The sequence below is a fragment of the Bradyrhizobium sp. 62 genome, assembly GCF_023073035.1.
In the GTDB taxonomy this organism is placed as follows: domain Bacteria; phylum Pseudomonadota; class Alphaproteobacteria; order Rhizobiales; family Xanthobacteraceae; genus Bradyrhizobium.
Genome location: NZ_JADPIT010000015.1, coordinates 1,393,664 through 1,406,427 on the forward strand (window position 1 = coordinate 1,393,664; position 12,764 = coordinate 1,406,427).

The window sequence follows — 12,764 nt, forward strand, 5'->3', positions numbered from 1 at the left end:
CGACGGGCAGAACCCTAAAGGTGTTTTGCCCGACGGCACAAGCGGTTTCGTTTTATCGGAACACCCTTTTCTGCGAAAACAACCCCATGCACAGTAGACCGGTGGTTGATTTCAAACAGGAATTTGGTGGGTGGATCAGCGCCCCCCACCCCACAAATTCTACTCCGCCGCAATCTGCCTTGGCGCCGGCGGCGGGTTCGCCAAATCGGCGGCGAGCTGGGCGTAGCGGGCCTTGGCGTCCGCGACGGCCTTCTCCTTCACCGGGCCATAGCCGCGGATGCGGTCGGGCAACGACAGCAGCTCCACCGCGGTGTCAATCGTGAGCGGCGACAGCAGGCCGAGCACGGTGGCGACGTCCTTCTCGTAGCCGGCGATCAGATCGCGTTCGAGCTTGCGGTCGGCGCTACGACCGAAGATGTCGAGCGGCGTGCCGCGCAGGACCTTGAATTTCGCCAGCACGCGAAACACCGGAAGCATCCACGGGCCGAACGCGCGCTTCTTCGGGCGGCCGAGCGCATCGACGCCCCTGCTGAGAATAGGCGGGGCCAGGTTGAAGTTGAACTTGAAGTCGCCCTCGAACTGGTCGCGGAGCTGTTTTTCGAACGCGCCATCGGTGTAAAGGCGCGCGACTTCGTATTCGTCCTTGTAGGCCAGCAGCTTGGCGTAGTTGACCGCAACGGTGCGTGTCAGCGCCTCGTCATAGCCGCCCTGCCTGGCGGCGTCGCTGACCTGGTCCACCAGCTTCCGGTAGCGCTTGGCCAGCCGGCCGTTCTGATAGGCCGTAAGATGCTTGGCGCGGTGCTCGATGAGTTCGTCGAGCGTCATCGCCTCCAGCGTCTTCGGTGCGACGACGTCGTCAGTCCCCTTCAGCATGTCTACCAGGCGCTGGGGGTCGGCGACCGCGAGCCGGCCGAGGCGGAAGGCTTCCTTGTTCATCTTGATCGAGACGCCGTTGACCTCGATCGCCTGCTCGATCGCTTCCGCCGACAACGGCAAGAGGCCCTTCTGATAGGCGTAGCCCATCATCATCATGTTGGTTGCGATGCTGTCGCCGAGCAGCTGCTCGGCCGGCTTGGTGAAGTCGAAGAACACCGAATCCTTGTGCAGCGCGGTTTCCAGCAACCCGTTCAGCTTGCGGGTCTGGAAGTTGAAATCGCGGTTGAGAACGAAGTCGGCGGTGGGAATGACGTGGCTGTTGATGATGCCGCGGGTGCGGCTGCTGTCGCAGAGCGAGATGGTATCCTTGGCAACCGCGACCACCTCATCGGCTGCGAGCACCACATCGGCCGTGCCGGTGACGATGCGCGAGCAGGTCACCTCGGCTGGATGGTCGGACAGGCGGACGTGGCTCAGCACCGCCCCACCCTTTTGCGCCAGGCCCGACATGTCGAGGATCATCGAGGCCCTTTCCCTCGATATGCGCGGCCATGCCCAGCAGCGCGCCGATGGTCAGCACGCCGGTCCCGCCGACGCCGCCGACCGCGATATTGTAGGGCTTGTCCAGGTTCGGGCGCGATGCCGGCTCAGGCAGCGCGCCGATATCGCCGACGCCCGCCGGCGCACGCTTGCGCATCTTTCCGCCGTCGACGGTGACGAAGGACGGGCAAAAGCCTTTGACGCAGGAATAATCCTTGTTGCAGGTCGACTGGTTGATGGCGCGCTTGCGGCCGAACTCGGTCTCCAGCGGCTCGACCGAAATGCAGTTCGATTGCACCGAGCAATCGCCGCAGCCTTCACACACCGAAGGATTGATGAGCACACGGCGCGCCGGATCTTCCATCGTGCCACGCTTGCGGCGGCGGCGCTTCTCGGCGGCGCAAGTCTGCACGAAGACGATCGCGGACGCACCCTTGACCTTGCGCAGCGTTTTCTGGACCGCGTCGAGCTCGTCACGATGCGCTGTCTTGACGCCGGGCGCGATCTCGTTCGCCGGATAGGCGTCGAGATTTTCGGAGACCAGATAGATCTCGCGGATGCCTTCGCTGTGAAGCTGGAAGGTGATCTGCTGCGGCGACAATTCGCCGTCGACATGCTGGCCGCCGGTCATCGCGGTCGCGTCGTTATAGAGGATCTTGTAGGTGATGTTGGCGCCTGAGGCGATCGCCTGGCGGATCGCGAGGCTGCCGGAGTGGAAATACGTGCCGTCGCCGAGATTGGCGAACACGTGCTCTTCCTTGGTGAAGGGAGCAACGCCGACCCAGGGCACACCCTCGCCGCCCATGTGGGTGAAGGTCTCGGTGGAGCGGTCCATCCACAGTGCCATGAAGTGGCAACCGATGCCGGCAAAGGCGCGACTGCCTTCGGGCACCTTGGTCGATGTGTTGTGCGGGCAGCCCGAGCAGAAATACGGGGTGCGGGCGACAGGCGCGGTCGCCTGCATTTGCGACGCCTGGCGGCCGTTGAACCAATCGGCCTTGGCGCGCAGCATCGTTGCAATTTCGGGATTGAGATCAAGTCGAAGCAGGCGCTCGGTGAGCGAGCTGGCCAGCGAGGCGACGCTGAGTTCTTCGGCAAAGGGGAGGAAGCGCTTGTCGTGGTCGTCCATCTTGCCGATGATCCGGGGACGGACGTCGTCGCGCCAGTTGAACAGCTCCTGCTTCACTTGATTTTCGACGATCTCACGGCGCTCTTCGATGATGAATATTTCCTCAAGGCCCACGGCGAATTGCCTGACGCCTTCCGGCTCCAGAGGCCAGGGCATACCGATCTTGTACAATCGAAGTCCGATCTTGGCGGCGACCTCGGGTGTGATACCGAGCTCGCGCAGCGCCTGCCGGATATCCTCGTAGCTCTTGCCGGACGCCATGATGCCATAGCGGGCATTCGGCGAGTCCATGGTGATGCGATTGACCTTGTTGGCCCGCGCAAAAGCGATCGCGGCAAAGCCCTTGTAGTCCTGCAAGCGGCGGTCCTGGGCGAAGCGGTCGTCGGGCCAGCGCAGATTGAGGCCGCCTTCGGGCATCTCGAAATCGGTCGGGATCACGAACGGCTTCATCTCGTCGGTGAGATCGATCTCGGCGGTGGTCTCCACAGTCTCCGTGATCACCTTCATGCCGACCCAGCAGCCCGAGTAGCGCGACATCGCGATACCGAGAAGACCCATCTCGATCATCTCGTGGACGCTCGAGGGGTAGAGATAGGGCATCAGCGCCGACATGAACGCGTGGTCGGACTGATGCGGGACCGTCGAGGATTTTGCGCCGTGGTCGTCGCCGGCGAGACACAAGACGCCGCCGTTTTTGGCGGAGCCCGCGGCATTGCCGTGGCGGAAGACGTCGCCGCAGCGATCGACGCCGGGGCCCTTGCCGTACCAAATGCCGACCACGCCGTCATACTTGGCGCCGGGCGAGAGGTTGAGCTGCTGCGAGCCCCAGACCGCGGTCGCGGCCAAATCCTCGTTCACGCCTGGCTGGAACTTGATATTGTACTGCTCGAGATGTTTTCGCGCGGCGAACAGCTGCTGGTCATAGCCGCCGAGCGGTGAGCCGCGATAGCCGGATATGAAGCCGGCGGTGTTCAACCCCGCGGCACGGTCGCGCCGGATTTGGGCCATCGGCAGCCGGACAAGGGCCTGAATGCCCGTCGTGAAAATATGTCCGGTGTCCTGGGTGTATTTCTGATCGAGACTGATCGGACCCTGGTTGATGCCCATTATGTCCTCTTCCGCCCTTTTGAGCGCTTGGCTGCTTAAGCCGTTGCCTGCCCGTTGTTTTTAGCTAGGGCGCGCCGACCATTTCCGCCACTCTATGTCGGATATTTCACGCTCCGCATCACAATTCTGGACCAAAGGCAGCGCCGGGTAAAAATCGCAATTTCGTGGCTGCATTGGCATCCGCGATTTTCATTTTGTGTCACCATACCCCCGCCGTCGCGCAACGAATTGACGCCTGGTCATCCGGGACGGCGTCGATGGGTCGCAGGAGAGGCTTTCGATGCGGACGATTCTGGCTGGCCTGGCTCTCGTGGTTCTGGCGTTGTGCAGTGCGGTTGCGAACGCGGCCGTCGCTGCCGAGCCGTCACCGGAGCTGATCGCCACTGGCAAGGCGCTGGTGGAAGCCGGCGACTGTGCCGGCTGCCACACCGCCGATCCCGCCCAACCGTTCGCGGGCGGAAAGCGCATCGACACGCCGTTCGGCGCGATCTACGCGCCGAACCTGACGCCGGACCGCGACACCGGCATCGGCGCCTGGACCGATGCCGACTTCACCCGCGCCGTGCGCACCGGTGTCGCGCCCGACGGCTCCAATTATTACCCGGCGTTTCCCTACCCCTATTTCACGCGGATGACGAAGGACGACACGCTGGCGATCCGCGCCTATCTCGGAACGCTCGCGGCCGTCACGAGCCGCAACAAGCCGCCGGAACTGCGCTGGCCGTTTAGCTATCGCGCCCTGATGCGGATCTGGAACATTGTGTATTTCAAGCCCGGGCTGTTCGAGCCGGACCAGAGCCAGAGCGCGGCCTGGAATCGGGGCGGCTATCTCGTCACCGGGCTCGGTCATTGCGGCGCCTGCCATACACCGAAGAACTATTTTGGCGCGGACAAGCAGGCGCAGGCCCTCGCGGGCAACGAGGTCGGCGGCTGGTACGCGCCACGGCTCGATGGCGCCGCCCGCACGGGGCTGAAATCGTGGAGCGTCGAGGACGTCACCGAATATCTTCAGAGCGGGCGCAACGCCAGGAGCCATGCCAGCGGGCTGATGGCGGAGGTGGTCGTCAACTCGACCTCGAAGATGAGCGATGCCGACGTGCGCGCAATCGCGGTTTACTTGAAGAACCTGCCGCCAGCGCGGCGTGAGACGATTGTGACGCCGCCTGACGATGCCGAGATGAAGGCCGGCCAGGCCGTCTACGCCAAGCTCTGCATCGCCTGCCATGAGGCCGACGGCACAGGCGCACCGCGCATCTATCCGCCGCTGCCCGCCAATGCGCTGCTGCAATCGGTCAATCCGTCCTCGACCTTGCGCATCATCCTCGACGGCGCCCACACCGTGACGACCCCGCGCGCGCCTAACACCGGGGAGATGCCGGCCTATTCCAACCGGCTCTCCGACGAAGAGGTCGCAGCAGTGACGAACTACATCCGCAATTCCTGGGGCAATGCCGCGCCGCTGGTGACGCCGGCGCAGGTGGCGAGGGCGCGGAAGCAGGAGCCGTAGCTCAAGGCTCCCGCTCCTCCTCCTCCGTGAACACGAATTTCGGCATCTCCCATTTGTAGCGCACCGCCAGCAGGCGGAAGCTGATGCCGAGGACGAACGTCAAAATGGTCCAGAGCTCGGCGTTCAGCTTGAGACCGAACGCGGTGGCATAAAACAATCCCGTCACCACCGAGACGCTGGCATAGAGTTCGGAGCGGAACAGCAGCGGCACGTCGTTGCAGAGCACGTCGCGCAACACGCCGCCGGCGCAACCGGTCACCATGCCGGAGACGATGACGATCGGCAGCGTGGCGTCCATCTGCCAGGCGATGTCGCAGCCGGTCATGGTGAAGACGACGAGGCCGATGGCATCGAGCACGATGAAGGCCAGTTTCAGCCGGTGCACCAGCCGCGCCATCAGGATGGTGAGGAAGGCAGCGCCTCCGGCCAGTGCGAGGTAGATGGGGTTCTGCACCCAGGCCAGCGGATAATGCCCCAGGAAGAGATCGCGCAAAGTGCCGCCGCCGAGCGCCGTGATGCAGCCGAGGAAGCAGACACCGAGCCAATCCATGCTGCGGCGGCCGGCAGCGAGCGCGGCGGTCATTCCTTGCGCCGCGACCGCAACCAGCGACAACAGATGCAGCACGCTATCGCTCGGCGGCAAGCTCCACATCGCTTTGTTCCCTTCCGTCAGCGGAGCTTACGCTTCAGGTTCCCCAGCCAACAGGTTCCCGATTCCCGCCGCGGGCGCAACATGCGACGAAAGCATTAAGGGGGGCGGAACAGAATCTCGCATCCACGGGTTGTCCCGCCGCAATAATCGAGGAGAACCAATCGATGGCTGACGACCGTTTTATCAACGATCCGTACCGCCCGAATCTCGCCGATGATGAGTATCGCAATGCGGCGCGACGGGATGCCCAGCTTCAGGTCGACCCGGAGCTTGGCGAAGGCCCCGCCTCCAGCGGCAAAGTAGCCCTGTTCGCAGTGGCAATCGCCTTGGTGCTGGGTGCCGTATTCTACGGCCTGAACAACACCGGCACCAGCAACCAGGCCAGCACCACGCCGGCGACGCAGACAGCGCAGCAGGCACCGGCGACCAATCCGGCCGCACCTCCCGGCATGCGCGACGTGACGCCGCGCACCAACACCGGACCGGGCGTGACCACGGGCGCCGCGCCGAGCAAGCCGGCACCGGATACGCCGGCACCGGCTGACGGCGCGAAGTAACGAATTGCAACAATATGCGACAGCGGCGGGATTCAGATCCCGCCGCTTTCGTTTGTCTTAGCTGAACATCTTGTTGAGCTCGCCGCCGGGATAGCCGCTCGCGAGTTCCGCGAAGGTCCCCTTCTCCGCCATTTCCTTCGCGGCCCGCATGAAGCCGCCCCAGGCGGCGCGAGCGAGTGAACCGCCGACGCTGATCCGGCGCACGCCAAGATCGGCAGCTTCCTGCAATGACAGCCCGGAGCCGCCGATCAACAGGTTGAACGGTTTGGGTGCGACAGCCTTCACCACCGCGGCGATGTCCTCGCGGCTCTTCAGGCCCGGCGCGTAAAGGCAATCGGCGCCGGCCGGCATAAGCGGTGAGCCGGTCGATGACGAGCTTGAGGTCGGTCACGCCCCACAGATAGGCCTCGCAGCGGCCGACCAGGAGCACGCCGCTATCGCCGATCGCCTTGCGCGACGCCTTGATGCGCTCGACTGCGAGCGCGCGCTCGTAGATCGGCTTGTCCTTGTCGCCGGTGGAATCCTCGATCGACAGGCCGGCAACGCCGGTGCGCACACAGCGCTCGACATTATCCGCGACCTTGTCCGGCTCGACCGCAAAGCCGCCCTCGAAATCCGCGTTCACCGGGATATCGATGGACGTGCTCAATGCCGCCAGATGCTGACAGACGTCCTCGACGGAGACGTGGTTGTCGGCCTTGCCGATCGTCCAGGCAAAGCCCGCACTCGACGACGCGAGTGCCTTGAAACCGAGATGCTGCAACGCTTTCGCGCTGCCGACGTCGACCGGATTGGGCAGGATGAAGCAGCCGCTCTCGTGCAGCTTCCTGAAGGTCGCGCGCTTGTCAGCAGTTGTCACGTGCATGTTTCTCTCCCTTGTTGGCCGCGCAGAGATGGGGACGTGCCGCCGCGCGCGCTAGTGCGCGTCGTGCACCGCGCGGCTGTCCTTTGGCGCCTGCTCGCGATCATTCATGCTGTAGTCGCGGACGACGCTGGCGATACGCAAGTGATAATCGGCGAAGATTTTTGCGCGGCCCTTGGCCTGGGTGCGGCGGTGCTGCATCGTGTTGCGCCAGGCCTGCACGGCCGCCTCGTCCCGCCAGAACGACACCGACAAGATCTTGCCCTTGTCGGTCAGGCTCTCGAAACGCTCGACCGAGATGAAGCCGTCGATGGTTTGCAGGATCGGCTTGAGGTCGGCCGCGAGGTCGAAATAATCCTGGCGGTGTTCCGGCTTCGGCCAGACCTCGAAGATCACGGCGATCATGGGCATCTCTCCTGTCGTTGATGGCCTACGATACCACTTACAAAACCACTTGGCGCAGAAACGTGCGCTCTTCCGCGAGGATGAATTTGTGCTCCTCGGCGAAGTGGAAGTTCGCCATGCCTTCCGTATCCTGACGCAGCCGGGCGCGATAGGCCTCATACGCAGCCAGACTCTCGAAGGTGATCAGTGCAAACGCGATGTTGTTGGTGCCCTCGTGCGGCATGAAATAGCCGATCAGATCGCCGCCGCATTTCGGGATGATGGTGAGCCAGCGCTTCGAATACTCCTCAAACTGCGCGCGCTTGAACGGATCGAGCTGGTAGCGGATGAAGACGGTGATGGACATGATGGGCTCCTCTGGTTCCAAACCGTCATTGCGAGCGCAGCGAAGCGATCCAGGAATCCCTCTGCAGAGGCAGCCTGGATTGTTTCGTCGCCAGTGCAAAATTGCTTCGCAATTTTGTCACGGGCTCCTCGCAATGACGAGCAACCCCACGCTACGCGCTTGCCTCACCGCAATGCTTCGGCTACCATCGAAGCATGAAATCAGGTCCTGACATCGCCATGATCGCCGCGCTCGTCGGCGATCCCGCACGCGCCAACATGCTCACGGCGCTGATGAACGGCCGCGCGCTCACCGCGAGCGAGCTGGCGCAGGAGGCCGGCATCACACCGCAGACCGCGAGCTCGCATCTTTCCAAGCTCGAGGCCGGCGGCCTGATCGAGCCGGAGAAGCAAGGCCGCCATCGCTACTACCGCCTCACCGACGACGACGTCGCCGGTGTGCTGGAGGGCCTTGCGGGGCTTGCCGCGCGGACCGGCCATATGCGCGTGCGCACCGGGCCGAAGGATCCGGCGCTGCGGCGTGCCCGGATCTGCTACGATCATCTCGCCGGCGATCTCGGCGTGCAGATGCTCGACACCCTGCGCGCGCAAAACCTGGTCAGGCAGAAGAAGCAGGAGATCGAGCTGACGGCGGAGGGCGAGCGCTTCCTGGCGAAGCATTTGCAGATCTCGCCCGACATGCTCACTCATCCGCGCCGGCCGGTCTGCAAGGCCTGCCTCGACTGGAGCGAGCGGCGCCACCATCTCGCCGGCACGCTGGGCGCCGCCATGATGCAGCGTTTCGCCGAGCTGAAATGGGCCGCCCGCGACGCCACGCCCGGCAGCCGTGTGGTGAATTTTACGCGCACCGGCGAGAAGCAGTTTGCCGCGTTGTTCGGTGACGGGCGGGACTAAACACAACTCCGTGTGAACGACGTCTCTCGCTTGACCCGGCCATCCACGTGTTTATGGCCACGGTTGTCACACACAGAGACCCCCATGATCCGCTTCGCTTCGGCCGCGCTCGTCGCGGTCCTCATCGCCTCTCCGCTCACCTCCACCCACGCCGCCGACACCGTCCCGCGCGAACCTTACGGCACCGCGCTCGAAGGCTTTGCCTATCCTTACCCCGTGCACCTGCTGCCTGTTGTCAATGACGGCGAGCAGCTCAGCATGGCCTATATGGATGTGCCGCCTGCGCAGCCGAACGGCCGCACCGTGGTGCTGCTGCACGGGCGCAACTTCCCGTCGAGCTACTGGGCGCCTGTTATCAAGATGCTGAGCGAGGCCGGCTTCCGCGTCGTGGTGCCGGACCAGATCGGCTTCGGCAAATCCTCCAAGCCGACGGGCGAATTGCATTTCGACACGCTGGCGCGCAACACCATCGCGCTGCTCGATCACCTCAAGATCGACAAGGCCGAGATCGTCGCCCATTCGCTCGGCGGCATGCTGGGCGTCCGCATCGCCCGCGCCTATCCCGACCGCGTCGCCCACCTTGTTCTGACGGCCCCGATCGGGCTGGAAGATTACCGCCTCTATGTGCCGCCGACGCCGACCGAGAAGATGATCGAGACCGAGGACAAGCTCACGGCCGAAGGCTATCGCAAGCAGCTTCAGACCAATTATGCGATCAAGCTGCCGCCGGGCGCGATCACGCCGTTCATCGACGCCCGCTTCAACATCAAGGGCAGCCCTGATTATTCGCGCTGGCTGCGCGCCTTCGTCAGTTCCGGCCAGATGATCTATCGCGAGCCGGTGGCGCACGAGATCGCACTGATCACCGAGCCGACGCTGTTCATCATGGGCGCCGACGACCACAACGCACCGGGCCGACCGAACGCGCCCGAGGCGCTGCGCGCGAAAATGGGAGAGAACGCCGAGCTGGCGAAGGCACTCGCGGCGAAGATGCCGAATGCGCGGGCCGAGGTGATCCCGGAGACCGGCCATCTCGTCTTCCTGGAGGCGCCTGAGAAGTACAAGGAGCTGGTGCTGGGTTTTCTCGGCCGGTAGCGTCATTGCTGTCGTCCGGAGCCGCGTGCGGGGAATGTTCATGCCGCATTCAGGTCATGATTGGCAGATTTGGCTGGCATCGTGTCGGCATGTTGCGATTTTAACGTGTCGAATCGTGTCTTTTGATTCATGGTGCGCCGAAAGCGCCAAGCCCTCCTACCTGCCCCAATCCTGCCCCCAAAACCTACCCCAAGGACGAGAAGGAAGATCAAATGAAATACCTGTTTGCCGCCGTGATGCTCGCCAGCGCGGTCGCTGGTTTCAGCGAGGCGGCCAGCGCCGCCGGCGGTTGCGGCCCCGGCTGGTATCGCGGCGCCTATGGCGGCTGCCGCCCGATGCGCGGTCCGGTCGTTGTCCGCCCGGGTCCGATCGTGGTTGCGCCGGCCCCTGTCGTGGTCGTGCCGCGCGCGCGCGTGTGCCCCTACGGCTTCCGCTGGTACGCCGGCCGCTGCCGCCCGTTCTGATCTCGTTTTTTTCGCATTGCGAAATGGCCGCGCGGCGAAAGCCTGCGCGGCCATTTTCTTTTTGAGCGCCTGACGTTGCACCGGGATGTTTCGAATCAGAACGGGGACCGCGATCGCGGTCCCCGTTCAAGCCTCGCTTAGCGCGACGCTTACCAATGGCGGCGGTGCCAGCGCCGGCGATGCCAGCCCCAGTGACGGCGGCGCCAACCCCAATGACGGTGGTGGCCGCGCCAGTGCACCTGCTCCGGTTTCAACTGCGAGGCTTCATCGCTGCTCGTGACTGCGGGATGAGCGTCGGGATTGCCTTGCGGCTTGCTGGGATCACCGAGCGGCTGCGGCGCCAGCGGCGCGGCCTGTGCGGCGGTCGTGAACGCGGCAGCTCCGGCCGCAATACCGATTGCAAATTTCAAAAAGTTCCGGCGCTCCATGACTTCTTTCCTCTTGGATGGTCGTGCCAGTGATGCAGAGGAAGTGTCGCGGTGACGACATGAACCGAAGCTGAATCGCGCGTTCAGCTTCGTTGCGCAGGTGACAGGAGAACTCGCAGCGCAGTAGCCGGGTGCTCTATTTCCCGAACTCCTGCGCCAGCACCAGCAACTCGCGCGTGCGCGTCACGTCGGGCCAATCGCGGTTGAAATCAGCCACGAGCTGCGTCAGCGCACCGCCCTTCAGCATGGCCTGCAGCGCAGCTTCGCTCTCGAACTGATACATCGCCTGATGCAGGGAGGGATCGTCGAGGCTCCAGAACCGCCAGGCCTTGCTCACACCGAAGGCCTTCATCGCGTCGGGCAGATGTTCCGTCTCGTACCATCTGTCGAAGGCGGCGCGCTTGCCGGCATCGGTGACGGTGGCGCGGACGACGAAGAAGGCTGACGGCATCGGCGTTTCCTCCTGTTGTTTGGGGTGAGACTAGCCGATGACGTCGGCGACGACAAAAAAAGGACGGCACCGGTGTCGGAACGCGCATCGCTCGCCCGTCCTATGCCCGAACAGCAGACGGAGACACCACATGCCCGACCTCACGCTCACCACCTTCGACTGGGTTCCCCCGCCCCCGCGCGGTTTCGTGCGCGACCTTCGGGTGCGCTGGGCGCTCGAAGAGGCCGCATTGCCCTATCGCGTCGCGAGCGCGCCGTTCGACCGGCGCGGCGCCGAGCATCTTGCGCACCAGCCGTTCGGGCAGGTGCCGTGGCTGACCGACGGCGATCTCTCGATCTTCGAGAGCGGCGCGATCCTGCTGCATCTCGGCGGCCTCAGCGCAAAGCTGATGCCATCAGATCCGCGCGGCCGCAACGAGGCCACGGAATGGCTGTTCGCCGCACTCAATTCGGTGGAGATGGCGAGCCTGCCCTGGACGATGTCGAAGTTCATGGGCCATCCGAGCGATACGGCCGCGTGGAAATTCGTCGACGACTTCCTAAAACTCCGCCTCAAGCACATGGAGGCGGTGCTGGCCAACCGCGAATGGCTGGCAGGCACGTTCTCCGTCGCCGACATCCTGATGTCAGACGTGCTGCGCGTCGTCGATCAGTTCGAGGGGCTCGCGGACAGTCCCGCCAGCCGCGCCTACGTCGCGCGCGCCACCGCCCGCCCGGCTTTCGCCAAGGCCCACGCCGACCAGATGGCGCATTTCGCTGCGGCGGACGCGACCCGCTGACGCCGCGCCGGCGTGAGGTGTGACGTGCCTCACATAATGAATCCGGCGATGGCCGTAGGGTCACGGCCATCAAATCAACCCTGCGGAAGGTGACACATGGCCCGCATCGCATATCTCAGAGACCAGCTTGCCCGCGCCGAACGGCTGGCAAAGGCGATCCTCGACCGCCAAACCGCGGAGCAGCTTCAGGCGTTCGCAGCCGAATGCCGCGAGGAGTTGCAGGTGCTGTCGCGCAGGGCTGCGGCGTAAGGCTGCTCGGTTACACGAGCTTCATCGGCGTATCGGCGACCACGCGAAGGTCGATGCGGCTGATCAGTTGAGACCGAAGCGCCTCCGCATCACCGATCGCGCTCTCCGTCTGCCGCAACGTGCTGACGTTCGAGCCAAGCGAGACAATTCCGCCGAGCACCAGAGCGATCGAGCCGAGCGCGGCGGTCTGGCCCATCCCGAGCAAGCCGAGGATCGTGATCAGCAACAGCGCAGCGCCGCCGCCGATGGCGAGCTTTGATGCCAGGATGTACTTCCGGCATCGCTCGGCGATCTCGGCCAAAGCCTCGATACGCGCTTCGATGTCGGATATCTCGTCGGTCGGATCGCTGTCGGTCATTGGATTTGGATCGAGGATGCCAACTCAGAAGCAGAATCGGTAGCCCGCATGAGCGAAGCGACATGCG

The 12,764-nt window shown here is 64.1% G+C and carries 13 protein-coding genes and 2 pseudogenes; 7 read left to right on the forward strand and 8 right to left on the reverse strand.

Annotation, left to right across the window (positions count from 1 at the left end):
* Positions 1-159 precede the first annotated feature (159 nt).
* Positions 160-3,652 (reverse strand): annotated as a pseudogene (locus IVB47_RS17310) (indolepyruvate ferredoxin oxidoreductase family protein).
* Between the two features lie 280 nt (positions 3,653-3,932).
* On the opposite strand from IVB47_RS17310, the gene IVB47_RS17315 reads away from it, so the two are divergent.
* Complete coding sequence (locus IVB47_RS17315) at positions 3,933-5,159, forward strand: c-type cytochrome (protein ID WP_247361864.1); 1,227 nt, start codon at positions 3,933-3,935, stop codon at positions 5,157-5,159.
* 1 nt (position 5,160) lies between these two features.
* Here IVB47_RS17315 and IVB47_RS17320 read toward each other — a convergent pair whose 3' ends face one another.
* Positions 5,161-5,811, reverse strand: coding sequence for a trimeric intracellular cation channel family protein (locus IVB47_RS17320; RefSeq protein ID WP_247286997.1), 651 nt, complete (start codon positions 5,809-5,811; stop codon positions 5,161-5,163).
* Between the two features lie 164 nt (positions 5,812-5,975).
* On the opposite strand from IVB47_RS17320, the gene IVB47_RS17325 reads away from it, so the two are divergent.
* Positions 5,976-6,368 (forward strand): hypothetical protein, encoded by a 393-nt coding sequence (locus IVB47_RS17325; RefSeq protein WP_027567464.1) that lies wholly within the window; start codon positions 5,976-5,978, stop codon positions 6,366-6,368.
* A 57-nt stretch (positions 6,369-6,425) separates the two neighbouring features.
* Here IVB47_RS17325 and IVB47_RS17330 read toward each other — a convergent pair.
* The 3 genes and pseudogenes from IVB47_RS17330 to IVB47_RS17340 form a co-directional block, all read right to left on the reverse strand.
* Positions 6,426-7,233: pseudogene (locus IVB47_RS17330) on the reverse strand (isocitrate lyase/phosphoenolpyruvate mutase family protein).
* Positions 7,234-7,284: 51 nt separating this feature from the next.
* Positions 7,285-7,635, reverse strand: a complete 351-nt coding sequence (locus IVB47_RS17335; RefSeq protein WP_247462811.1) for an antibiotic biosynthesis monooxygenase — start codon at positions 7,633-7,635, stop codon at positions 7,285-7,287.
* Between the two features lie 37 nt (positions 7,636-7,672).
* A complete protein-coding gene (locus tag IVB47_RS17340) occupies positions 7,673-7,981 on the reverse strand; it encodes an NIPSNAP family protein (RefSeq protein ID WP_063995954.1) in 309 nt (102 codons plus the stop codon).
* A 194-nt stretch (positions 7,982-8,175) separates the two neighbouring features.
* On the opposite strand from IVB47_RS17340, the gene IVB47_RS17345 reads away from it, so the two are divergent.
* The 3 genes from IVB47_RS17345 (at position 8,176) to IVB47_RS17355 (ending at position 10,433) form a co-directional block, all read left to right on the forward strand.
* Entirely contained in the window at positions 8,176-8,874 is a 699-nt protein-coding gene (locus IVB47_RS17345) for a winged helix-turn-helix domain-containing protein (protein ID WP_247462813.1), read from the forward strand.
* A gap of 84 nt (positions 8,875-8,958) precedes the next feature.
* Positions 8,959-9,969: an alpha/beta hydrolase gene (locus tag IVB47_RS17350; protein ID WP_247462815.1), complete on the forward strand. Its 1,011-nt coding sequence runs from the start codon at positions 8,959-8,961 to the stop codon at positions 9,967-9,969.
* Positions 9,970-10,181: 212 nt separating this feature from the next.
* A complete protein-coding gene (locus tag IVB47_RS17355; RefSeq protein WP_247361876.1) occupies positions 10,182-10,433 on the forward strand; it encodes a hypothetical protein in 252 nt (83 codons plus the stop codon).
* Positions 10,434-10,582: 149 nt separating this feature from the next.
* Here the strand turns inward: IVB47_RS17355 and IVB47_RS17360 are convergent, their stop codons facing one another.
* Positions 10,583-10,861 (reverse strand): twin-arginine translocation signal domain-containing protein, encoded by a 279-nt coding sequence (locus IVB47_RS17360; protein WP_247462817.1) that lies wholly within the window; start codon positions 10,859-10,861, stop codon positions 10,583-10,585.
* A gap of 136 nt (positions 10,862-10,997) precedes the next feature.
* Entirely contained in the window at positions 10,998-11,312 is a 315-nt protein-coding gene (locus IVB47_RS17365) for a hypothetical protein (protein ID WP_247462819.1), read from the reverse strand.
* 130 nt (positions 11,313-11,442) lie between these two features.
* Between IVB47_RS17365 and IVB47_RS17370 the strand changes: the two genes are divergently transcribed.
* Together IVB47_RS17370 and IVB47_RS17375 are read left to right on the forward strand one after the other, a co-directional pair.
* On the forward strand, positions 11,443-12,090 hold the full coding sequence (locus tag IVB47_RS17370; RefSeq protein WP_247361884.1) for a glutathione S-transferase family protein: 648 nt from the start codon (positions 11,443-11,445) through the stop codon (positions 12,088-12,090).
* A 96-nt stretch (positions 12,091-12,186) separates the two neighbouring features.
* Positions 12,187-12,339 carry a hypothetical protein gene (locus tag IVB47_RS17375; protein WP_018456483.1) on the forward strand — a complete coding sequence of 51 codons (153 nt, stop codon included), beginning with the start codon at positions 12,187-12,189 and terminating at the stop codon, positions 12,337-12,339.
* Positions 12,340-12,349: 10 nt separating this feature from the next.
* Here the strand turns inward: IVB47_RS17375 and IVB47_RS17380 are convergent, their stop codons facing one another.
* Positions 12,350-12,697 (reverse strand): hypothetical protein, encoded by a 348-nt coding sequence (locus IVB47_RS17380; protein WP_027567472.1) that lies wholly within the window; start codon positions 12,695-12,697, stop codon positions 12,350-12,352.
* Positions 12,698-12,764: the final 67 nt, after the last annotated feature.